The following is a 21,981-nucleotide window of genomic DNA, read 5'->3' on the forward strand; positions in this document are numbered from 1 at the left end:
AGGCGGGGTAATTTCATTTTAACCTAATTTATTTTTGATCATTATATATGGTATTTATAATTATCGACCACGATTCCGCTATATGGTCAAAATTGTACAATTTGTCGACATTTTGTCTGCCAGTTTGCGATAATGTTTCTCTAAATTCTGAGTCGATTGCAATTTTTTGCATCGTCGCTGCTGCTATGAAAATGTCCGGTTCCGCCCAGATCTGTCCAGAGCTAAATGGATATTCTCCGTTCGCCACCGCGCGGAGCGTGTAAGGCACCAGCGCGGCAGTGTCGTGCCGCGTGAAATCCATATTGCCCGAGTAACCGGTGACGATGACGGGTTTGCCGAGTAGCATGGTCTCGGCAACGTTCCGCCCAAAGCCTTCGCTTCGGTGCAGCGACACGAAGCAATCCAGCGATCGCCACAAGTCGAGCAAGCTGCCGCGCGGCAGAGATTGGGTGATGAAATGGATCCGCTGGTCATGCCCGACAGCCGAAATCACTTCATTCCATGCCGGGTCATCGAAAACACGCATGCCTTTGATCACGAGGCCAACCGACGTGTTCGTGGGGAACGCCGCCTTGAAGGCTTGGATTGTCGCAAGAGGAGCCTTGCGGGCAAAGCCTGACAGCCCATCGAAAGCGAAGCCAAAAAGGAATTTGTCACTGGGTAGACCGAAGTCCGTACGGTTCTTCTGGTCGCTTTCCGCAGCACTCACAGCGAAGGGCATGTGCCGCACCGGGCGCGGTGACGAGCGGCAGAACGCCTCATGCGTGAAGCGACTCGACGCCCAAACCTCATCAACGAAATTGTAGGAATGGAGCCAGAAATCAGGCATTTCCGGCAGTTCCCAAGGCCAAAAGCCGATATTGTAGCAATCGGTGATTACGTGGGGGCCGATTTGGAAAGCTGTTGCAACCGTGCTGGGAGCGGACATGCAAAACAGATTGATGGCGTAAGTCAGGCATTCGCTGGATGCTTCCGTATGCTCCTCGTCCGGCATCGCTGCTCCCGGAGAGATGTCGTGAAGTGCGAACGGAATGCCGGCATGCGTTAGGACTTTTGCCGCCATGCGGACGTCCTCGCTAATTCCGCTTCTTCCGGAAGCATGGCCGAGCAAATTCACCCCGAACGGTTTCAGCTTGTGGGAGAGGCGGTCGGGTTTCGGGGCCAGCGCGATTGCGGGATGCGCTAGTATGGGGAATTCACGGGCGCCGTCTCCGCTGCACCATGCGCGGAATGCGGGATCGGCGAGCCCGTTGAAACGGGCTCGTATCTTGGGCTCGCTCGACCAGATGCATTTCATCAGCCTGGGCAATCCGGACGCTTGCGGATCCGCTTCCAACACAAGTGCGACGGCCTGGTCTGCGGACAGGAAATCAGCCAGATTGGCCTTGATCAGGCCGATCGCGAAAAACCAGTCGAGAAAGCGCTGCTGCCCGGCCGGATCGCGAAGCGCGGACTGCCGGTCGACAGGCGATCGATCGATGAACCCCTGCATCAGCCAAGTTATGGGCAGATAAGAGAGCGGCTTCGCTCTGGGATAGCTCCGATTGACGGCATTGATGCAGCGCCTATCGTTCCCGTCTGGTGGGAGTCCATATTCGGCGAACCCGTGCCGCAAATACCACCAGATCAACCCTTCCCGCCCTGCGCGACGCTTCAAGTCGAACGCGGCCTGAAGGTCCGGGCGCTCCCCCCAAATGTACAATGCGCGGGCCGGTACCGGCGTACCCATCGGTATCCTGCGGCGTTTCGGGAAAACACCCTTGATGAAGCCGCTAATACGATCGGGATCGACAGGGCGGAATTTCATCTGGATTTTATTTTATTGCCGGAGAAACGATCCACCAGCATCTTGCAGACCCGGCCAAATCCACCCGCACCGCGCCCCACGTCCGTCAAAATTCCCATGAAATCGTGACGTATCGTGTTGTAATTATCGAGTTCCTTGTAAACGTCCCAGAACTCTTCTGAGCCCAGTACGGCGGGCATGTTGAAGACGCCGTGATAGCCGAAGCTTTCGCGGGGATTGCCTCTCCGTTCTGCGGAGAACGTGTCCGCCAGAGCGGGCGAGGCGAAGCGCATTCCCCTACCCTCAAGCCATTTGCGATTGATCCGGCCAACGGCGATGTCCTCGGGGTGCGATACCTCGAATTCCGGATCCCGGCAGGCTTCCATCAAGCGGCGGCTCCGCAGGGAAAATCCGCCGTTTCCAACGTTATGACTGTCCTGAAAATGCGGCCAAACCGCACCAATGTAATCGTATTCGAGAAACTCCGGACGCCAGCGGCTCGCGTCGACCACGTGACCGTCCCACTGCGCAATCAGGCAATGGCTGGTTCCGACCCGATCGACCACGTTGGAGAGCAGGAAATCGGAGTAGTCCGCCACGGACGTGAGTTTATGGATCGGGATGACATGAATTTCCGGATGCTCGGGCTGAATTTCCGCGTCCGTAAACAGCAGGCAATCGGCAAAAGCGATCTGGTCCAAGCAACATTCCAGGGCCCGCAAAGTGGCCTTGAGGTTGATCGATGTCGCCGCGCAAAGCGTTACCTCCGGCAGAGCTATCCGATGGGGCGGCATGACTTTTTTGTAAACGACCATTCCTAAAACTCTACAGCCTCGGCACGAAGTGTTCGCTGAAGGGGCTAAGTTGTGGGTGATGGAAAGGGTCCACGATACGATCCGTGGCCCACAGGAATTTCAGCTGGGCCAGTTCTCCCGCAAGGCGCGCCGCGCCGACGGGGTCGCGGTCAAGGCCGCGCGAAACCGATTCGTGATGGATCAACCGCGCACGCGGCTCGTAAAGCGAATGCCATCCGCGGCGGTTCAAACGCATGCACAAGTCGACATCATTGAACGCCACTGCAAAGTTGCGCTCATCGAAACCGCCCACGGCCATGAACCGTTCCCGCGACACAACTAGGCAGGCCGCCGTCACCGCAGAGACGAACTGCGGCAGGGCATGGCGGCGAAAGTAGCCTTCTTCGTCGGGGCGCAGCAGCCGGTGCGCATGGGCCGCTCCTCCCCCCACGCCCAGCACGACCCCGGAATGCTGGATCCGGCCGTCGGGATAGAGCAGCTGGGCGCCGACCGCCCCGACGTTCTCGCGCAGCGCCTGCTCCACCATGATCGTCAGCCAATGGGGCTCAAGCATCTCCACGTCATTGTTCAGGAGGCAGAGCATTTCCCCGCCCGCCTGCGCGGCCGCATGGTTGTTGATGGCCGAAAAGTTGAAAGCGCCGGGGAATTTCAGGACCTTGCAGGTTTCGCTCTCGATCCCTGCTAGAAATGTCAGGGTGTCTCGGTCGTCGCTGCCGTTGTCGACGATCAGGATTTCCATGTCGGGATATTCCGTGCCTTGCAGGCCGCTCAGGCATGTCTGCAGCAGATCGAGCCCGTTTCGCGTGGGAATGATGACGCTGACTCTGGGCAGTTGCCGATAAGCAGACATCGCGGGCGCCGTCGGCACGAGGGGCAGCGGCCTCGAACGCCGGTGGTGGAGAATATGGGGGACATGGACGGGCGCTTCGGAACCAAGCGTCCGTGCTACCACCGTCTGCGCCCAATCGGCATCAGAAACGCTTGCCAGACACTCCCGAGAGGCATGAACCGCGCAGGCGCCTGTCAGGAAATCGAAATGCCGAAAGAGTTCGCCATTCCAGTCGGGCTTGAAATGGGGCGCGCTGCGCTGGCCCGCGTGGTCGATCAGATCGTCGTCGGCATAGACGATCTGGCCCTGCGTTTTCGCAATTGCGCTCCGGTAGATTTCGGCTGCGCGCGGGGCCAGGATATCCCCTGCGGCCATCGGCATGAGCCAGGGCATGTCGCTCCAGGCGATATGGTCCGGCGCGTCCTTGATGGACAGGCCGTCAGGGCCTCCGATCAGGAGACGGGACAGCCCTTCGGAGGCGAGGCTTTCCAGCGTTTCCGCCAACCGCGTTTCCCCGCCACCGGCATCCACCAAGGCGATAATCGGCCTCGATTCGGGGGCGGCGCAGGCGGCATGGGTAGTATGCGGACGGGTTTCCTGCCGCTCGATCCACAGGTGATAGGCCCTTGGCGATTTCCCGAGGAGTGGCGCCATCTGGCTGCGGGCCCGCAGCTTCTTGCCCAGCAACCGCCAGCGCAGAGCGATCAGGTAGGGTCGGGGGGCGCTGTGCACCGCCTCCAAATGCATCAACAGCAGCGTCCAGAAGTTTGAAAATTTCCTCAAAGCTCTTCCGGCCCAATCGATTGCGATGCCGACGATAAAGCCTTGGAGAGTAAGAACAAGACCAAAGCGTGCGCGTCGAAGCCTTGCCGGAACGGTGCGAGAGCCGGGCGGCCCAGGCTTCCCCAAGCATTTCGCGAAGATAACGGCCATAGTCCGACTTGCCGAGCGTGCCGATGACCCATTCCATCTGCGCGGCATCGATGAAGCCCTGACGGAAGGCGATCTCCGCCGGGCTGGCAATCTTGAACCCAGCCGCCTTTCGAGAATGCGCACATATTCGGCGGCATCGAACAGGCTGTCCGGCGTGCCGGTATCGAGTCAGGCATAGCCACGCCTCATCATCTCGACCGCCAGTTCACCGCGTTCGAGATAGGCGCGATCGACGTCGGTGATCCCGGCGCGGTTCAGGGTGATGCGAATCACCTGAGACGTTATGCGCTTGAGAATCGAACCGCATTTGATTTTCTTTGACTGGGGTACAAAAAATGGACCAACTTTGGCGAATCTGAGGGCACTTCCATTGATTGTAAGTGTTTGAATAAACTGTTGTATTCCCGCTACCCGCTCCAGCCGCCTTCCCCTGAGCCTTTGAAATTCGGACCCATGGTCGCTTGTGCCAACGAAGCGGCAGGACAGGTCATGCGGGCAGACCCTGTCCGGGCGCGAATGGGCTGCCTTGGGCGACCAATAATGTCGACTTCCAGGGGCATTGCGGCGCCTCGCATTCGTCCGATCATCTGACCGACGAGTTGATCGTCGGGTTCACGGGCGTTTTCGCCAAGTGATCATGGTCTACACTAGCAGAGGCCGGGCTTTCACATTCGGCGTTGGCACGGGTCTCTGAAAGGGCTTTCGCCCGGGCGGGTTATTGCGACAGCGGGGTGGCGGTGACGACCATTCGGCCGAGGAATACCGGCTTGTCGTTGCCGAGCACGACCGGTTGCGCGGCGACATGTTGGGCCGTGCGGACGGTCTGATGCGCGCCCGGCGCGATGCCGTAGGCAAGGGAGGACGAGGCGGCAACTGCGGCGATGGCTGGCAAGAGGCGGATCATCTGGGCATCCCTTCGGTGTTCGACCTTGCCCTTGTGACCGGTGGGTGTCGCAGCGCTTTGTCCCGCCGGCATCAAATTGTCCGAAAGTGTCCCCGGTGTGCGACCGTGGCGAGAGTGCCTCGCACTTTCAGCGCGGGGCAGTCCGTTCAATTACAATGTTCGCGAGGGTGATAGCCTCGGGAGTTCCGATATGCTCCGCAAAGCTGCGTCGATGGTGTGACCGCATGCAGGTACGCTTTACGATAGCGAATAATCATGTAAGCGTTCGAATCCGAAAACCGGTGGAGGATAGAGTGGATCAGCAGGACAGCGCACTGCAACCGCTGCGTATCGGCGACCGAGTTCCGCGCTTCGTCGCGCGCAGCACGCATGGGCCCTTCGATCTGGAGGACTATCGCGGGCACTGGTTGATCCTCTTCTCGCACCCGGCGGACTTCACGCCGGTCTGCACCAGCGAAGTCCTCGCGCTCGCCCGCGCCGCGCCGCAATTTGCCGCGCGCGATTGCCGGCTGGTGGGGCTCTCGATCGACAGTCTCTATTCGCACCTCGCGTGGATCCGCCTGATCCGTGACACCACCGGAACCGCTATCGGCTTTCCCATCATCGAGGATCCGACGATGGAGATCGCGCGGGGTTTCGGCATGGTCGGCGCGGACGCGCATGACAGCGCGACCGTGCGGATGACCTATTTCATCGATCCCGATGGCGTGCTTCAGGCGCTCACCAGCTATCCGCTGACGGTCGGCCGCTCGGTTCCCGAGATCCTGCGCGTGCTGGCGGCGCTCCAGCGGGTGCGCGGCGGCGGCGGTCTGGCTCCGGCCGACTGGCAGGAGGGGCAGGACCTGCTGCGCGCGCCGGAGGACACGACCGAGGCGGTGCTCGCCAGCGCCGATCCGGCCGCGTGGTTCTACACGCCGCTCGGCAAGGAGGGCTGACATGGTTCCCGCGACCGAAAGCGAGCTTGACGCGACTGCTGAGCTGCTGCGCGCGCTGGCCCATCCGCTGCGGCTCCAGATCCTCAACGCGGTTCGCGCGGCCGAGCTTTCGGTGGGCGAAATCGAGGATGTGACGGGGATTGGCCAGCCCGGGCTTTCGCAGCAGCTTGCGGTGCTGCGCAAGGCGGAGCTTGTGGCGACACGGCGGACCGGCAAGCAGGTGTTTTACCGGGTCGATGGCGGCCACATGGCCGCGCTCGCGGCGTTTCTGGCGGGGATGGCGCGCGATGGCGTATCGACGCGGGTACTGTCGTCCGCACCGACTGCGGCGTTGGTCGAGCCGGTGAGCACGACCAAAGGCGGTGCTGCCGGATTCGCGCGCGTCCTGCGCTAAGCGGTCAGGTCAGCGCGCCGATCTCCACGCGTTCCTTGCAAAGCGCCAGCGGCGCAGGGCGGTGGGAGACGAGGACCAGTCCGGTGCCGGTCCGCTCCAGCCATGCGCCAAGGCTTTGCACAAGCGCTGCTTCGGTGCGGGCATCGAGCCCTTCGCTGGGCTCGTCGAGCAGTAGCCAGGGCCGCCTCGCCAGCAGGGCGCGGGCCAGCGACAGGCGCTTGCGTTCGCCGCCCGAGAATGTGCCGCCGCCTTCGCCGAGCAGCGTATCGAGCCCTGCCTCGCTGCGGGAAATGCGGTCCTTGAGCTGCGCTGCGTCGAGCGCGTCCCACATCTCCGCTTCGGTCAGGCCAGTGCGGGCGAGGCGCAGGTTGTCGGCCACGGTGCCAATCAGCAGCGGGGCGTCCTGCGGCGAAAGCGCGAACTGTGCGCTAAGCTGGCGGGCGGTGCATGCCGATGCGTCGATGCCGTCGATAGCAAGCGGAACCGCCGGTCCCTGCATGCCCGCGAGCGCCAGCAGCGCCCGCGTCTTGCCCGAGCCCGAGGGGCCGGTGAGCGCCACGCGGGAGCCCGGTGCGAAAGACCGCGCGCCCAATGTGATCGTGGCCGCCTGCTGCGCCGTCAGCGGTTCGGGTAATGTGGGATCGAGTGCGTCGAGCGCGGCGATCCGGCGCAGTCCGGCATCGAGCGAGGCGCGCCGCAGCAGGCTGCGCGCGAAACCACCCATCGCCTCCACCGCTGAAGCCGTGGCTAGCATGACGAGCGCGACGATGGGCGCGGAGGCCTGTGCCAACAGCAGCACGCCCGCCATGGCGAAGGCGCCGTAGAGCGTCAGCAGACCGCCCTGCAGCGCCTCGGCGCGGAACAGGCGGGCGCGGGCGTGGTCGAGCCGGGCGACGCGCGGTTCGAGTTCGGCCATGGCCTGGTCCGCCAAGCCATAGGTGGCGATTTCCGCGCGCGAGGCGGCGAGTTCGATATAGTGGCGGCGCAAATCGCCCAGTGCCTCTGCGGCGGCTTCGGCCGGGGCTTGTGTCAGCACGTGCGAGACCGTGCCGAACAGCAGGGGAAGCGCGGCGAGCATGAGCGCGAGGAAAGCCAGCGCCGGAATTCCCGCAAAGACCGCGGCGCCAAGGCTCACGGCCGCCGAAACCAGCGCGGCATGGCGGGCGGGTTCGCGGATCACCAGATCCTCCAGCGCGGCCACGTCGTCGATCAGGCGGTTGCTGGCCTCACCCGGCGAGGTGTCGACCTTGGTGCTGCGCGAATCCTGCGCGGCCAGTTTGTCGAACAGCGATCCGCGCAAGGCGGCCATGCCTTCCAGCGCGACTTTGTGCGAGAGCAGCCGCTCGCCGTAGCGGGCAACGGTACGGACAATGGCGAGCAGGCGGATCAACGCGCTCGGAATCAGGTAGTTGAAAGCGCCGACTGCCACGGTTCCGGCGGCTCCCGCCAGCGCGGCGGCGGTCAGGAACCAGCCGGAGACGCCGAGCAGCCCGATGGCGGCTATCGTTGCGAAAGCGGCGCAGAGGCTGGCGACAAGCAGGCGTCCGCGCGCGAGCCCGGCGATGGCGAGGGGGTTTTGGCGAGGGGCGATCACAGCGCGATCTCCAGCCTTGCGGCGCTCGCCAGCGCGGCATCGTGTGTGGCGACGAGGATGCAGCGCGATCCGGCAAGGTCCTTCAGCAGTGCGATCACGGCCGCGGCGGAGGCGGCGTCGAGGTCGGCGGTGGGCTCGTCGCACAGCAGCAGCGGGCGGCCCGACAGGATTGCGCGTGCGAGCCCGATGCGGCGTCGCTCGCCGCCGGAGAGGCCGGACCCGGCGTGGTCGACCACCATGTCGAGCCCGCCGCGCTGTGCCAGTAGCGGGCCGAGGCCGACTTGCTCGGCGACGGCGAGGATATCTTCCGGGCTCGCCTCCGGCGCGGCCAGTGCGAGGTTACGGGCCAGCGTGCCGGTGACAAGCAGCGGACGCTGCGCGGCCCATGCCACGACCTCGCTCGGCAGGGGGGCGCCGCCGTTGCCGCTCACCTGACCCGCCGCAGGTTGGAGTTGCCCGGCGATTACCGCCAGCGTGCTGGTTTTGCCGCTGCCGGTCGGGCCGGTGAGGGCGACGAGGTCGTGTGGGGCCAGCGTGAAGTCCAGTGGCCCCACGGCAATGCCGGGAAAGGCGAGTGTCAGGTCCTGAACGCGCAGGCCGTCGAAGTGCAGTTCCGGCGTTGTGGAAGACGCTTCGGGCGGCGCGGCATAAGGCGCGAGCGCGGCTTCGGCGGCTTCGCCAAGCTGCTTTTCATGATAGGCGGCGGCAAGGCGGCGCATCGGCAGATAGAACTCCGGCGCCATGGCGAGCACGAAGAAGGCCGGTACCAGTGTCAGCCGCTCGGGCGGCGCGAACGGCAGCAGGCCGAGCAGCGAAAAGCCGCAATAGACCGCCACCAGCGCGATCGAGAGCGCGGAGAAGAATTCGAGCACCGCGTTCGAAAGGAATGCCGCGCGCAGCACTGTCACCGTGCGATGGGCGACCTGATCGGTGGCCTCGCGCACCTGACGCGAGATGCGGGCCTCGGCGCCGAAATGGCGGATCAGCGGCAAGTGCGTCACACGGTCCACGAAAAGGCCGGACAGCGCGGAAAGCGCGGCAAGCTGGCGGTCGGATGCACGCCGGGCGGCGGTGCCGGCCAGGATCGAGCCGAGCACGAAGGGCAGCAGTGTCGCTAACATGATTGCAGCCGCGACGAGACTGGCCGGCGCGACCAGCGCGGCGACCACCAGCGGGCCCAGAACCGCGTTCAGGCGGACCGGCGAAAAGCGGACATCGCGATTCTCGATTGCCGTGTTATGGTCAATGGCAAGTGTGGTGCTTTCCCCGGTGCTTAGCGGGCCCGGAAGCGGTTTACCGAGGAGAGCGGGCCACAACCGGCGGCGGCGTTCACGGCTTTCAGCCTGCGCGGTGCCGACGGCATTCCGGTCCACGGCGAAAGCCGCGCCGGCACGCAGGGTCGCCCCGCCGAGGATAAGTGCGGCGGGCAGCAGCAGGGGACCGGATCCCGCAAGGGAACCGGTAGCGGGCCCGGACGCGTGCGCGGCAATCTGCCCCACACCACTGGCCAGACCCCACGAGAGCATGGCTGCGCCGGCGATGTCGACCATCCATGGCGCCGTTGTTTTGATATAGATCAAATTAAAGAAACCATGTAACTATTGTTTGACAGCCCACTTGGGCGAGCCTAACGCGACCCTACGAAACCAACCTGTACGAGGCAACCTTAACTGTCTCTCCAGGCCGCTCAAAAGGCAGGATTCGACATGATCGACATGGCAGTGGTTGAACTCTCCCGGTTGCAGTTCGCCCTTACGGCGCTGTACCATTTTCTCTTCGTTCCCCTCACGCTTGGCCTTTCCTTCATTCTAGTAATTATGGAAAGTGTTTATGTGATGACGGACCGCCCCATCTGGCGGGACGTCACCCGGTTCTGGGGCAAGCTTTTCGGCATCAATTTCGTGCTCGGTGTCGCCACCGGGCTTACCATGGAGTTCGAGTTCGGCACCAACTGGGCCTATTACTCGCACTATGTGGGCGACATTTTCGGGGCGCCGCTGGCGATCGAGGGGCTCATGGCCTTCTTCCTCGAAGCCACGTTCGTCGGCCTGATGTTCTTCGGCTGGGACCGCCTGTCCAAGCGCGGCCACTTGCTGACGACATTCATGGTCGCGCTGGGCTCCAACCTTTCGGCGCTGTGGATCCTCATCGCCAACGGCTGGATGCAGCATCCGACCGGCGCGGTGTTCAATCCCGAAACGATGCGCATGGAAGTGTCCAACTTCAAGGACGTGATCTTCAATCCGGTCGCGCAGGCGAAGTTCGTCCACACCGTGAGCGCCGGCTATGTCTGCGCCAGCGTCTTCGTGCTGGGCGTATCGTGCTATTACCTGCTGCGCGGGCGCCATCTGGAGCTTGCCAAGCGCAGCTTCACCGTGGCGGCATCGTTCGGCCTGCTGTCCTCGCTCTCGGTCGTGGTGCTGGGTGACGAGAGCGGTTACGCGCTGACCGACAACCAGCAGATGAAGCTGGCCGCGATCGAGGCCATGTGGGAAACCGAACAGGCTCCCGCCGGGCTCGACCTGTTCGGCATTCCGTCGAACTCGGCGCATGAGACGGCGTTCGAGATCAGGATTCCCTACATCCTCGGCCTTGTCGCCACGCGCAGCATCACCGGCGAAGTCACCGGCATTATCCCGCTGGTCGAGCGGGCCGAAAACCGGATGCGCAGCGGCATCATCGCCTATGACGCGGTGGAGCGGCTGAAAGTCGACCGCAACGACCTTGCCGCGCGCGAGGCGTGGGAGCGGAACAAGGACGATCTCGGCTTTGCCCTGCTGCTCAAGCGGTTCGTCGCCGATCCGCGCAAGGCCGATGCCGCGACTATCGAGAAGGCTGCCTGGACCACGGTACCCAATGTGCCGGCGCTGTTCTGGATGTTCCGCATCATGGCGGGGCTGGGCTTCTTCTTCATCGCCTTCTTCGCCACGGCCTTCACGTTCTCGGTCCGCCGCCAGTTCGACCGCAAGTGGTTCCTGCGCGCGGCGGTGCTGGCGATCCCCTTGCCATGGATCGCGATCGAGGTGGGCTGGCTGGTCGCCGAACTCGGGCGTCAGCCCTGGGCGGTGGACGGCGTGCTGCCGACGTTCCTTGGCGCGTCGAGCCTGACGAGAGGCCAGATCTGGACGACCATCACCGGCTTCACCGTGCTCTACGGGATCATGGCGGTGATCGAGGTCAGGCTCATGCTGGCGACGATCCGCAAGGGGCCCGAGATCTACGAGGGCAACGACGATGGCGATCCCGCGCCCGAGCGGGCGCCCGCCACCACCTTCACCGCCATCCCGGCCGAGTAAGACGGAGGCAACGATGACCATTCCCTTCGACTACGAAACGCTGCGGCTGATCTGGTGGACGCTGCTTGGCGTCCTGCTCATCGGCTTTGCGCTTACCGATGGTTTCGATCTCGGCTCGGCGGCGCTCCTGCCCTTCGTGGGGCGCACCGATGCCGAGCGCCGCATGGTGATCAATGCCATCGGCCCGACCTGGGAGGGCAACCAGGTCTGGTTCATCCTTGGCGGCGGCGCCATCTTCGCGGCCTGGCCATTCGTCTACGCCGTCAGCTTCTCGGGCTTCTATCTGGCGATGTTCCTGGTGCTATCGGCGCTGATCCTGCGGCCCGTCGGCTTCAAGTATCGTTCGAAGAAGCCCGATGCGGGCTGGCGCTCGCGCTGGGACTGGGCGCTGTTCGTCGGCGGGCTGGTGCCCGCTCTGGTCTTCGGCGTGGCGGTGGGCAATGTCCTGCAGGGCGTGCCGTTCCGGCTCGATAGCGATCTGCGCAGCTTCTACGTCGGCACGTTGCTCGGCCTGTTCAGCCCCTTCGCGCTCCTGAGCGGACTGGTCTCGGTCAGCATGCTGGTGCTGCACGGGGCGGGCTGGCTGACGCTCAAGCTGGAACACGGTGCCGCGCGCGACCGGGCGCAGACTTACGGTCAGGTGGCCGCGCTTGTCGCCCTTGTGCTCTACGCGGCGGGCGGCGTGTGGCTGGCGATGGGCGACATCGGTTACACGGTGATCGGCGCGGTCGATCCGATGGGGCCGTCGAACCCCCGGCTTGCGGTGAGCGTGCCGGCAGCGGGAGCGTGGCTGGCCAATTACGGCGCGCATCCGTGGATGATCCTGGCGCCGGTGCTGGGGCTTGCCGGGCCGCTGGTGGCGCTGGCGGGCATTCGCGGGCGCAAGGACGTACTGGTCTTCGCGGGATCCTCGATGGCGAATCTGGGCATCATCGCCTCGGTCGGCCTGTCGATGTTCCCCTTCATCCTGCCCAGCTCGATCGACAACCGCTCCAGCCTGCTGGTCTGGAACGCCTCGTCCAGCCACATGACCCTGTTCATCATGTTGCTGGCGACGGTGATCCTGCTGCCGATCGTGCTCGCCTACACCGCCTGGGCCTACAAGATCATGTTCGGCCGGGTGACCGAGCGCGAAGTGGGCCTTAACCCCGATTTCTATTGAGGAGCCGACTATGTGGTACTTTTCCTGGATCCTCGGCGTCGGGCTGGCCGTCGGCTTCGGCATCATCAACGGCGTGTGGCACGAGTTCCACAGCGACCCGTCCGAAGAGAAGACGGTACTCGATTGACGCCATGACAGCGGCGGCGCTCTTGCAGGGAGCGCCGCCGTTTCGTTTCAGGCGGTTCGCCAGCCCATCCATGCGCCCAGCCTCGGCGCGATCCGCCTGAGGCCCCACTCGGCCAGCACGGCAAGGCCCAGCGAGATCCCGAACAGCGGCATCAGCAAGGCCATTAGCAGGACCAGCGCGACCAGCGCCCAGCTATGGCGCAGCGGGGCCAGCGTGGCCGGCGCGCCGAGACGGCCCTGCGGCCGCCGTCGCCACCACAGCACCACGCTCGACAGGCAGAGCGTGACCAGCCCCAACAGCACCGCCAGATTGACGAGCTGGTTGGCAAGTCCCCGCCATGCCCCTTCGTGGATGGCAACACCGTAACCGACCGCGCGGTCGACCCAATGCCGCTGCGAGAAGCGCTCGATGCCGATCAGGGTACCGTCATTGGCGACTTCGGCGCTGTCGCGCATCGGGCGGTTTTCGTCCTGACTGCGGACCTGCCACGGCGCGCCGGAGGCCGTGGGCGGGCTGACCTCGACCGGATGCGCGAAGCCAAGGCCGCCCGCGCGGGCGACGACGGCATCGAGTGCGGCGGGGCTCGCGGCCATGTGGCTCATGGTCATGCCGTGATGCTCGGCATGTTCGGACATCATCGCCCGCATTCCGGCATCGGCCATGGCGCGCCGGTGGGCGTCGGCATCGGAGCCGGCGGACCAGTCCTGCCGTCCGGCAGCGGTGCCGGTCAGATAGCGCACCTGCCCGAAGTAGCTCCCCCAGGCATTGGCCCAGGGCAGACCCGTGGCGATCAGGAACACCGCCCCCAGCGTGATCCACAGCCCGGTGACGGCGTGGATATCGCGCCAGAACAGCGTCCGGCCCCGGAACAGGCGTGGGTAGAGCACCCCGGCAAGACCGTTCGCGGCGCGTGGCCACCACAGGAACAGCCCTGTCAGGAGCATGACGATGGTCCAGCACGCCGCCGTTTCCACCAGCGCCGAGCCGTAGTCTCCCGAAAGCAGCTCGCCATGGAGACGGAAGACCACGCGCATGAAGCGGCTTTCCTCCGGCACCTGGTAGAGCACCGCGCCGGTCTCGGGATGGACCCAGACGCGGATGTCGGTCGCGCCCTTGCCCACCAGCACTTCCACCGCGTCGGCCGGGGATCGGGGCAGGACGTATTTGTGGAGCATCGATCCCGGCACGGCCGCCACGGCGCTCGCGGCGATACGGTCTGGCGAAAGACGCGGGGCCTGTCCGCTGGCGACGCCGCGATAGGGGGCATAGAGCGCCTGCTCGATCTGCGGCTTGAACAGGTAGAGCCCGCCGGTGACGGAGAGCCACAGCACGAAAGGCACGCAGAACAGCCCGGCATAGAAGTGCCAGCGCCAGACCGCGCGGTACCAGCGTTCGGCCCGCATTTCAGTACCCATCACATCTTCCATCCCGCTTCCACCAGGAAGCTGCGCTGCGGGTAGGGGTGGTAGACCCAGGCCCGGTCATTGGTCAGGTTGTCGACGCCCGCGCTCAGGCGCAGCTGTTCGGTCACGTCCCAGCTCACTTTGGCGTCGAGCGCGAAGAGTTCGGAGGTGTAGCCGTAAGTATCGCCGCGCTGGAGGCCGAACAGGTCGGTGTTCGGGCGGCTGGCATAGCGCACACCCAGCGAGAGCAGGACCGGCGGGATCACGCGATATCGCAGATTGCCGTTGAGCCGCCAGCGCGGGATGCGGGGGAACTGCACACCCTCGGCGGCGGGGGCGGCGTCATTGCGTACGGTAATCGAATCGATCCACGCCGCGTTGGCGTCCACGTCTAGGCCGGGCAGTACGTTCCGGACTTCGGCGATCAGTTCGAAGCCATATTGGCGAGTGAGGTCGATATTCTTGAAAGTCGACGTCGTGACGCCATTCTGGTTGAAGCCGGTGAAGGCGAAGATCGTGTTGCTCACCCGCTGCCAGAACGCCGATCCGGTGAGCTTCACTTTGCCGAACTGGCGGGCGAGCAGAAGGTTGGCGTCGGTCGAGCGCTCGGGCTTCAGGTTCGGATCGAAGCTGTCGGGATTGAAGCTGCCGTCGCCATTGAGACTGCCCTGAAACAGCTCACCCACGGTGGGAAAGCGCGTGGCCTTGGCAAGGCTGAGCTGGAGGCTGGTCTGACTGTCGATCGCCCATTCGGCCGAGGCCTTGGGCTGGAAGGCGCTGGCGTGGCGGCTGTCGTAGCGGTTGAACACCGGCTGGCCTGAGGTGTCGAGACGGCCAAGCCCGCCGCCGAACGCGCGCCAGTCCTCGAAGCGGGTGCCCAGCGTCAGCGTGACGGTGCTGACCGGCACGCGCAGTTCGGCCCATGCGGCAAGGTTGCGGGTCTTGCCGAAAGTCTCGGTCGAGAACGCCGCCGCCGCATCGCTGCGCCAGTTGGCGAGGGCGTAGTTGATGACGTCGGTCCTGTAGACATTGCCGCTGAAGCCCCCCGCGAGTTGCGCGCCGTCGAGATCGGCGGTGAGGCCGAGGTCGCCGGTGTACCAGTAGGTCGGCCCCTGCCGCGCCAAGGTGCCCGCGCCGTCCGAGGCACCGGCCACATAGCCTGTCGATGTGAAGCCGTCCGACCGCAGGATCTGGTAGGTCGAGACATTGGCGCTCAGCGTCAGCGCGTCGGAAAGCGGTGCCGACACTTTGGCGCCGGCCAGCAGTTCGTCGCGCAGGGTGCGGGACCAGTTGGCGCCGCTGGCCTTGTAGGTCTGCCCGCCGATGGAGACGAGGCCGTCGCAGACCACGTTGCCGGCCGCATCGCGCAAGTAGCAATCGGGGGCGGTCTGGCTGTCGAGATTGTGCCAGTAGGCCAGCAGCACTTCGCCGGTCACGCCGGAGGCGCCGTCATAGCCGAGCCGCAGCTTGGCCTGATCCTGCGTGATCGCGGCGGGGCTCTGGGCCGCGAAGATCGGGCTGGCGGCGGTGCCGGGGGCGCCCGCCATGTGCTGCTTCGGATCGATCACCGCCCCGGTGACTTCGGGTCCCGAGCCGGTCGACGGCGTGAGGCCGTAGAACATCATCGGCTGGCCGTCGTTGCGGAAATGGCGGCCGGAAAGGCGCAGCGACCACGGGCCGTCCTTCTGCCGGAAGCCCACGCCCGCCTCGCCCGACCAGCCCCAATAGCTGTCATGCGTCGCGAACTGGTCGTAGGGCTGGAGCAGGCCCTGCACGGTCACGAAAGCCTCGGTCTTCTCCGGCGAACGCGTGGTGATATTGACCACGCCGCCCATCGAATTGCCCGCGTAGCGCGCCGAATAGGGGCCGTAGACGACGTCGAACTGTGAAACCTCGCCGGGGCCGACGACGCCCCACTTGGGCGCATAGGCGAACGAATTGCCGAGGAAGTTGGAGACGGTGAAGCCGTCCACCATCACCAGCGAACGGGCGCTCTGGGTCGAATGGGTGCCGCGAAAACCCGGAACGCCGTTGGAATCGCCCGCGAAGCGTTTGCGCACGAAGAAATCGGGCGCGTATTTCATCAGGTCCTCGACGTTCTGGGCGTTCACGGCCTGGAACTGCTCGTCGCCAAGGCTGACCGAAAGGCCGCGCGCTTCCAGGCTGATCGGCGCGTCACGCTGGCCGACGACGAGGATGGAATCGCCCGATGGGGCATCTGCGGGTTCCTCGGCCATGGCCGGGAGGGAAATGAGGGCAAGCGGAGCCGCGCCAAGCGCGAGCCAGATACGGATCATCGAAAATTTCACCTGATCGGCACGCGCGATGAACGTCAGCGTGCACTCAAGCCGGAGGGGCCGCATGCGAACGTGCGGCTGTGGCGGGGATCAGATGGTCGCGGGTGGTCCGCGCAAGGGTGGCCGCAAGCCCGTACGGAGGGCAGGCAGCGCCAGCGGCGCGCGCAGGATCGCGGCGACGAAGACGAAAGCGAGCGCGGCGGCCAGCAGCACCGGCAGCGCGGCATCGATCGCCGCCGCCGCATGCGACGAGAAGGCGCAAGGGTGGTCCATCGCCTTGCCGGCGTCGTTTCCGGCCCCGCCCTTGCGGGCGAGCGCGACCATGACCTTGCCGCCCGTAGAGGCAGCGCCGGAGCAGAGTTCGACCATCAGCGGGCCGCCCTGCGCAGCGGGCATGTAACCGGCGGGAACCACGGCCTTGAGGCACAGCGCCACCGCCAGCAGCAGTGCCGCCAGCCCGGGTCGGGCCCGAAAGAAGTGCCGAAGAGTGCCCACGGCAGGGGGACTAGCCGGAAACGACCGCCCCGTCACGGCTCAAGTGCATGCGTCAAGAGAGTTCGGGGCGGCGATCAGGCCGAAGGCGCGACTGCCATGTTGTCGATCAGCCGGGCCTTGCCGATCCGCGCGGCGACCAGCAGGCGCATCGGCCGCTCGCTGCGGGCACCGAGCAGGTCAAGGTTCTCGGCATCGCGCAGTTCGGCATAGTCCACCGACGCGAAACCGCCCGCGATCAGCGCCGCTTCCAGCGCTGCGATGGTCTGGCCGACCGGCTCGCCGCTCTCGATCGCGGCGATCGCGACTTTCATTGCGGTGGGCAGAGTAACCGCCTGCGCGCGCTCTTCCGCCGCCAGATAGGCATTGCGCGAGGAGCGGGCGAGCCCGTCCGTCTCGCGCACCGTCTCCACCCCGATCACGTTATCGACATGGGGCCGGGTAAGGTCGAGATCGCGCGCCATGCGGCGGATGACCGCCAGTTGCTGCCAGTCCTTCTCTCCAAACAGCGCGATATCGGGCAGGACCTGATGGAACAGCTTGCACACGACCGTGGCCACGCCATCGAAATGGCCGGGGCGCGAGGCGCCGCACAGACCGTCGCTGACGCCGGTAACCCCCACATTGGTGGCAAAGCCCTGCGGATACATCGCCTCCACGGTCGGCGCCCAGACCAGCGCCACGCCTTCGGGCTCCAGCAGCGCGCAATCGCGCTCAAGCTGGCGCGGATAGGCGTCGAGATCCTCGTTTACACCGAACTGGAGCGGGTTGACGAAAATCGAGACAACCACGTGATCCGCCCGCTTGCGCGCCTCGCGCACGAGTGTCAGGTGCCCTTCATGAAGCGCGCCCATGGTGGGCACGAGGGCGATCGTTCCGGAGCCCGTACCGGATTGGCGGAGGGCGGAAACCGAACGGCGCAGTGGATCAAGGCTGTGGACGGTTTGCATTGGGGGTGTCTGCTCCGTTAGAATGAACTTGACCGGTCCTCGCGCCAGCCCTTAGCGCCGGCGCGCCCCGGGCGGCAATGGATATCCGCTTCCGGTGGAAGGGGATCAGACTTCGCTTGCCGGGCAGGGCCGGCGACAACAGGGAAAGCGACAGGGTCCGTGACAGCGCATCGCATCGTCTTCGCCAATGAAAAAGGCGGCACCGGCAAGTCCACCACTGCGGTGCACGTCGCCATCGCGCTCGCCTACCAGGGCGCGAAAGTGGCCGCGATCGACCTCGATCCGCGCCAGCGCACGCTTTATCGCTACCTCGAAAACCGCATCGAAACCGAAAAGCTGCGCGACATCGCGCTGCCGGGCGCGCGTTTCTCGGTCTACGACGGCGACGATATCGGCGAGCTTGACGATCTCTCCGAAGCCATCGCCGAAGGCTATGACTTCCTGATTTTCGACACCCCGGGCCGTGACGACCAGTTCGCCCGCCACGTCGCCGCCACGGCGGATACGCTGGTGACCCCGCTGAACGACAGCTTCGTGGACTTCGACCTGATCGGTCAGGTGGAGAACGACACGTTCCGCGTGAAGAAGCTCTCGTTCTATGCCGAACTCATGTGGGAAACCCGCAAGAAGCGCGGGTTGAAGACGATCAACGAAGGTCGGCGTGAGCTTGACTGGGTGGTGGTGCGCAACCGCGTCCAGCACGTCGAGGCGAAGAACATGCGCCGCCTTGAAGGCGCGCTCAAGGAACTGTCGAAGCGGGTGGGCTTCCGGATTTCGCCGGGCCTGTCCGAGCGCGTTATTTTCCGCGAACTGTTCCCCTCGGGCCTGACCTTGCTCGACAAGGGGCACCTCGGCGAACTCGGCACCAGCCATCTGGTCGCGCGGCAGGAACTGCGGCAGCTGGTGGCAGGGCTCAACCTGCCGATGCCGGACCGCCGCGAGCCGCAGTTCGAACTCGCCGACGAAAAGTGAAGTAGGGGCGATGAAACTCATCTGGCTCATCGCACTGGGTTGCATCGCCTGGAAGCTGACCACCGGGCAGTGGCCGTGGCGCAATCTGGCGCGCACGATGAAGCTCAACTCCGCTGCATCGCAGGAGGACAAGGGGCTGTCGTTCGCGCAAATCCACGCGCAAGTGCAGGCCCGCGCGCTGCTCGGCGTGTCGGAAGGCGCGAACCGCGAGGCCATCCTCGAAGCGCACCGCCGCCGCGTGGTGCAGGTCCACCCCGATCGCGGTGGATCCAATGAAAAGGTCCATGAGGCCAACGCCGCCCGCGACCTGCTGCTGGAAACGCTCGACCGGGGCGCCCGCAACTGAGGCCTCCCGGCATGATGGAAACCCATCGCTTCGATCCGACGATCCTGCGCGAATATGACATTCGCGGTGTCGTCGGCGTCAATCTCGGTACGGACGACGCGCTCGCCATCGGCCGCGCATTTGCCACGCTGCTGCGCCGCGAAGGCGGCCGCAAGGTGGTGGTCGGCCGCGACGGGCGGATCAGTTCCCCGGCACTGGAAGCGGCGCTGGTCGAAGGCCTGCTGGCCGGCGGCGTCGATGTGGTGCGGATCGGCGTTTCGAGCAGCCCGATGCTCTACTTCGCCGAAGCGTCAGCTGAAGACGTGCAGGGCGGCATTCAGATAACTGGCAGCCACAATCCCGCCGATCAGAATGGCTTCAAGATGGTCATGCAGGGACGTCCGTTTTTCGGGGCGGCGATCCAGCGGCTGGGCGAAATAGCTGCGATCGGCGCCTGGGAACGGGTCCATAGTGGCGGCCTCCTCGAAGATGTCAGCGTCGAAGATCGCAGCGTCGAGCATGCCTATGTCGAGGGTTTGCTGCCCGCTCTGGCCGGTCTCCCCGTAGACCGTCTGGCCGATCTGCGTATCGGCTGGGACGCCGGCAACGGAGCTGCCGGACCCGTGCTGGAACTGCTGATCTCGCGCTTGCCTGGGGAGCATCATCTTCTCTTCACGGAAGTGGACGGGACCTTCCCGAACCACCATCCGGATCCGAGCGAGGAGGCCAATCTGGCAGACCTCAGGGCGCTCGTCGCGGCAAAGAACCTCGATTTCGGAGTGGCTTTCGACGGCGATGCGGACCGTATCGGCGTGATCGACGGAGCGGGCCGTGCGCTTGCCGGGGACCAGCTGCTGCTGATCTATGCCGAAGACCTGCTGCGGCGGAATCCGGGGGCGCAGGTCATTGCCGACGTCAAGGCCTCGCGCGTGCTGTTCGACAGCGTCGCACGGCTGGGCGGCGTGCCGGACATGTGGAAGACCGGGCACGCGCTCATCAAGGCGCGGATGAAGGAAACCGGCGCGCTGCTCGCGGGCGAGATGACCGGGCACATGTTCTTCGCCGACGACTATTACGGTTTCGACGACGCTTTCTATGCCGCGCTGCGGCTGATCGCCGCGACCTTGCGGCTGGGGCGCAGTGTCGAGGATTTGCATGCGGCGATGCCGCGCCTCGTCTCGACCCCGGAACTGCGTTTCCGGGTGGCGGAGAGCCGCAAGTTTGCCGCCGTCGAGGAAGTCCATGCGCGGCTGATCGAAGCCGGGGCCGAGGTCGTCGCGGTGGATGGCGTGCGCGTCACGACGGCCGACGGCTGGTGGCTTCTGCGCGCCTCGAACACGCAGGATATGCTGGTGGCGCGGGCCGAAAGCGAGACGGCCGAAGGGCTGGAGCGCCTTGTCGCGGAAATCGACGCCCAACTCGCCGCTTCGGGGCTCTCGCGCTAAAGCAGCGTCAGCACCGCCGCGCCGATGGCCAGCGCGCTGCCGGCAAGGGGCAGCGCGGCGGACCGGCCGTTCCGCCATCCCGCAAGGCTGACGACCACGCCCGCCTTGTACAAAGTGTTGAGCGCGATGGGCACCGCCAGCACCAGTCCGGCCATCCGCGCGTCGAGCGAGTGGCCGGTCAGGCCGCCCAGAGTGATGATCGCGGCATCCACATCGATCGTGCCGGAGATCGCCAGCACCGCCGCAAGGCCGTGCTCGCCGAAGCTGTCCAGAACCCAGAGCGAAGCGACGGTCAGCACCATGACGAGACCCGCCAGCATCAGTGCGGGCCCGATGTCGAACGGGTTGCGCATCGCGATTTCGTGGCCGGGATTCGGCGTGGCGGCGTTACGGCTGCGCCTGAGGTACCAACCGGCGGCAATGATCGCGACGACAAGGCCGGGCGCGATCAGCCGCGCCAGCGTCGGCAGGGCAATCGGGGCGAGGATGGCCACCAGCACCAGCACGCGCAGAAACATGATGACCGAGGCGAAGGCGATGGCGGCGGGGAAGACCGGGCGCGGCTCCTCCCCCTCCTTCATGCGGCTGGCGAGCGATGCGGTCACGGCCGCCGAAGACACCAGCGCCCCGGCGGCGGCGGTAGCGATGATTCCGCGCGTCGCACCGAGCATGCGGGTCGCGAAATAGCCGGCGAACGAGAGGCCCGAGACCAGCACGACCACCAGCCAGAGATGGCGCGGATTCCACGCGCCGTAGGGCCCGAAAGCCTTGTCCGGCAACAGCGGCAGAATCACCAGCGCGACCAGCGCATAGCGCGCAATCGACAGCACCTCGCGCTGGCTGAGCCGGTTGATCCATCCGTGAAGCTGATCGCGCAGGGCCAGCAGGAGGACCATGATGACGGCGATGGCGGTGCCGGTCAGGCGCTCTCCCACGCCGACGAGAAAACCGCTGGCGAGCGTGAGCAGGGCGACGAGGCCGCTCGTCCCGCTGGCGGTTTCGCTGAGACGGCTGTCGCGAAGGTACCCCACCAGCACCAGCAGCCCCGCCGAGCCGAGCAGAACCGTGGCCGGACCCGGCGCGCCGCGAAAGAGCATGCCGGCAATGCCGCCGATAAGTCCGATCAGTGCGAAAGTGCGGACGCCTGCGAAGCGCGTGCCTTCCTGCCGGTCACGCTGGGCCCAGCCGCGCTGGATGCCCACCAGCAGCCCAAGCGCAAGGCTCACAGCAAGTCGGGCGAGGTCGGAAAGCTCGAGGTCGATCGGCATGGGCCCCCGCGTCGGTGGCATCGGCTTGCCATGGTGACTGTGCGCGCGGCGAAG

Annotated in this window: 19 protein-coding genes and 1 pseudogene; 8 read left to right on the forward strand and 12 right to left on the reverse strand. The window is 65.3% G+C overall.

The features are described from left to right. Nucleotides 1–28: 28 nt before the first annotated feature. The 5 genes and pseudogenes from EDF56_RS12690 to EDF56_RS12710 all read right to left on the reverse strand — a co-directional run bounded on the left by EDF56_RS12690 (nucleotide 29) and on the right by EDF56_RS12710 (nucleotide 5,267). Nucleotides 29–1,807 (reverse strand): glycosyltransferase family 4 protein, encoded by a 1,779-nt coding sequence (locus EDF56_RS12690; protein WP_132387921.1) that lies wholly within the window; start codon nucleotides 1,805–1,807, stop codon nucleotides 29–31. Continuing rightward, entirely contained in the window at nucleotides 1,804–2,487 is a 684-nt protein-coding gene (locus EDF56_RS25935; RefSeq protein ID WP_165912182.1) for a DUF5672 family protein, read from the reverse strand. The genes EDF56_RS12690 and EDF56_RS25935 overlap by 4 nt, the downstream gene beginning before the upstream one ends. 124 nt (nucleotides 2,488–2,611) lie before the next feature. Continuing rightward, a complete protein-coding gene (locus EDF56_RS12700; protein WP_243652564.1) occupies nucleotides 2,612–4,363 on the reverse strand; it encodes a glycosyltransferase family 2 protein in 1,752 nt (583 codons plus the stop codon). Next, a pseudogene (locus EDF56_RS12705) lies at nucleotides 4,332–4,606 on the reverse strand (glucose-1-phosphate thymidylyltransferase); the annotation flags it as partial. The pseudogene EDF56_RS12705 and the gene EDF56_RS12700, both read right to left, overlap by 32 nt. 472 nt (nucleotides 4,607–5,078) lie before the next feature. After that, on the reverse strand, nucleotides 5,079–5,267 hold the full coding sequence (locus EDF56_RS12710) for a hypothetical protein (RefSeq protein WP_165912183.1): 189 nt from the start codon (nucleotides 5,265–5,267) through the stop codon (nucleotides 5,079–5,081). Between the two features lie 293 nt (nucleotides 5,268–5,560). On the opposite strand from EDF56_RS12710, the gene EDF56_RS12715 reads away from it, so the two are divergent. Both EDF56_RS12715 and EDF56_RS12720 read left to right on the forward strand, forming a co-directional pair. Continuing rightward, the gene (locus EDF56_RS12715; RefSeq protein WP_243652565.1) at nucleotides 5,561–6,202 is read left to right on the forward strand and encodes a redoxin domain-containing protein; all 642 of its coding nucleotides are present in this window, start codon (nucleotides 5,561–5,563) and stop codon (nucleotides 6,200–6,202) included. A 1-nt stretch (nucleotide 6,203) separates the two neighbouring features. Next, on the forward strand, nucleotides 6,204–6,596 hold the full coding sequence (locus EDF56_RS12720) for a metalloregulator ArsR/SmtB family transcription factor (RefSeq protein WP_132387927.1): 393 nt from the start codon (nucleotides 6,204–6,206) through the stop codon (nucleotides 6,594–6,596). Nucleotides 6,597–6,600: 4 nt separating this feature from the next. Here the strand turns inward: EDF56_RS12720 and EDF56_RS12725 are convergent, their stop codons facing one another. Together EDF56_RS12725 and EDF56_RS12730 are read right to left on the reverse strand one after the other, a co-directional pair. Next, nucleotides 6,601–8,190: an ATP-binding cassette domain-containing protein gene (locus tag EDF56_RS12725; protein ID WP_243652566.1), complete on the reverse strand. Its 1,590-nt coding sequence runs from the start codon at nucleotides 8,188–8,190 to the stop codon at nucleotides 6,601–6,603. Continuing rightward, on the reverse strand, nucleotides 8,187–9,740 hold the full coding sequence (locus EDF56_RS12730) for an ATP-binding cassette domain-containing protein (RefSeq protein ID WP_132387929.1): 1,554 nt from the start codon (nucleotides 9,738–9,740) through the stop codon (nucleotides 8,187–8,189). Before EDF56_RS12730 ends, EDF56_RS12725 begins: the two co-directional genes overlap by 4 nt. Nucleotides 9,741–9,899: 159 nt before the next feature. On the opposite strand from EDF56_RS12730, the gene EDF56_RS12735 reads away from it, so the two are divergent. Genes EDF56_RS12735 through cydX form a run of 3 tightly spaced genes read left to right on the forward strand, consistent with a single transcriptional unit; the run spans nucleotide 9,900 to nucleotide 12,775 of the window. Further along, the gene (locus EDF56_RS12735; RefSeq protein WP_207904706.1) at nucleotides 9,900–11,486 is read left to right on the forward strand and encodes a cytochrome ubiquinol oxidase subunit I; all 1,587 of its coding nucleotides are present in this window, start codon (nucleotides 9,900–9,902) and stop codon (nucleotides 11,484–11,486) included. A gap of 13 nt (nucleotides 11,487–11,499) precedes the next feature. Then, on the forward strand, nucleotides 11,500–12,648 hold the full coding sequence (gene cydB / locus EDF56_RS12740; protein ID WP_132387933.1) for a cytochrome d ubiquinol oxidase subunit II: 1,149 nt from the start codon (nucleotides 11,500–11,502) through the stop codon (nucleotides 12,646–12,648). A 10-nt stretch (nucleotides 12,649–12,658) separates the two neighbouring features. Further along, nucleotides 12,659–12,775, forward strand: coding sequence for a cytochrome bd-I oxidase subunit CydX (gene cydX / locus EDF56_RS12745; RefSeq protein ID WP_132387935.1), 117 nt, complete (start codon nucleotides 12,659–12,661; stop codon nucleotides 12,773–12,775). Nucleotides 12,776–12,822: 47 nt separating this feature from the next. On the opposite strand, the gene EDF56_RS12750 is transcribed toward cydX, so the two are convergent. The 4 genes from EDF56_RS12750 to panC all read right to left on the reverse strand — a co-directional run bounded on the left by EDF56_RS12750 (nucleotide 12,823) and on the right by panC (nucleotide 17,917). Beyond that, nucleotides 12,823–14,190: a PepSY domain-containing protein gene (locus EDF56_RS12750; RefSeq protein WP_243652567.1), complete on the reverse strand. Its 1,368-nt coding sequence runs from the start codon at nucleotides 14,188–14,190 to the stop codon at nucleotides 12,823–12,825. Continuing rightward, nucleotides 14,190–16,475, reverse strand: coding sequence for a TonB-dependent receptor (locus EDF56_RS12755; protein WP_132387937.1), 2,286 nt, complete (start codon nucleotides 16,473–16,475; stop codon nucleotides 14,190–14,192). The genes EDF56_RS12750 and EDF56_RS12755 overlap by 1 nt, the downstream gene beginning before the upstream one ends. A 90-nt stretch (nucleotides 16,476–16,565) precedes the next feature. Next, the gene (locus tag EDF56_RS12760) at nucleotides 16,566–16,970 is read right to left on the reverse strand and encodes a DUF2946 family protein (protein ID WP_132387939.1); all 405 of its coding nucleotides are present in this window, start codon (nucleotides 16,968–16,970) and stop codon (nucleotides 16,566–16,568) included. Between the two features lie 74 nt (nucleotides 16,971–17,044). Next, nucleotides 17,045–17,917: a pantoate--beta-alanine ligase gene (gene panC, locus EDF56_RS12765; RefSeq protein ID WP_132387941.1), complete on the reverse strand. Its 873-nt coding sequence runs from the start codon at nucleotides 17,915–17,917 to the stop codon at nucleotides 17,045–17,047. A 159-nt stretch (nucleotides 17,918–18,076) separates the two neighbouring features. Here panC and EDF56_RS12770 point away from each other — a divergent pair, with 159 nt between their 5' ends. The 3 genes from EDF56_RS12770 to EDF56_RS12780 are packed head-to-tail and all read left to right on the forward strand — an operon-like array spanning nucleotide 18,077 to nucleotide 20,659. Next, nucleotides 18,077–18,889 carry a division plane positioning ATPase MipZ gene (locus EDF56_RS12770; RefSeq protein ID WP_132387943.1) on the forward strand — a complete coding sequence of 271 codons (813 nt, stop codon included), beginning with the start codon at nucleotides 18,077–18,079 and terminating at the stop codon, nucleotides 18,887–18,889. A gap of 10 nt (nucleotides 18,890–18,899) precedes the next feature. Beyond that, complete coding sequence (locus EDF56_RS12775; RefSeq protein ID WP_132387945.1) at nucleotides 18,900–19,235, forward strand: J domain-containing protein; 336 nt, start codon at nucleotides 18,900–18,902, stop codon at nucleotides 19,233–19,235. An 11-nt stretch (nucleotides 19,236–19,246) separates the two neighbouring features. After that, a complete protein-coding gene (locus EDF56_RS12780; protein WP_243652568.1) occupies nucleotides 19,247–20,659 on the forward strand; it encodes a phosphomannomutase/phosphoglucomutase in 1,413 nt (470 codons plus the stop codon). Here the strand turns inward: EDF56_RS12780 and EDF56_RS12785 are convergent. Next, nucleotides 20,656–21,927 (reverse strand): DUF4010 domain-containing protein, encoded by a 1,272-nt coding sequence (locus EDF56_RS12785; protein ID WP_132387947.1) that lies wholly within the window; start codon nucleotides 21,925–21,927, stop codon nucleotides 20,656–20,658. The genes EDF56_RS12780 and EDF56_RS12785 overlap by 4 nt on opposite strands. Nucleotides 21,928–21,981: the final 54 nt, after the last annotated feature.

Source organism: Novosphingobium sp. PhB165, assembly GCF_004341845.1.
In the GTDB taxonomy this organism is placed as follows: domain Bacteria; phylum Pseudomonadota; class Alphaproteobacteria; order Sphingomonadales; family Sphingomonadaceae; genus Novosphingobium.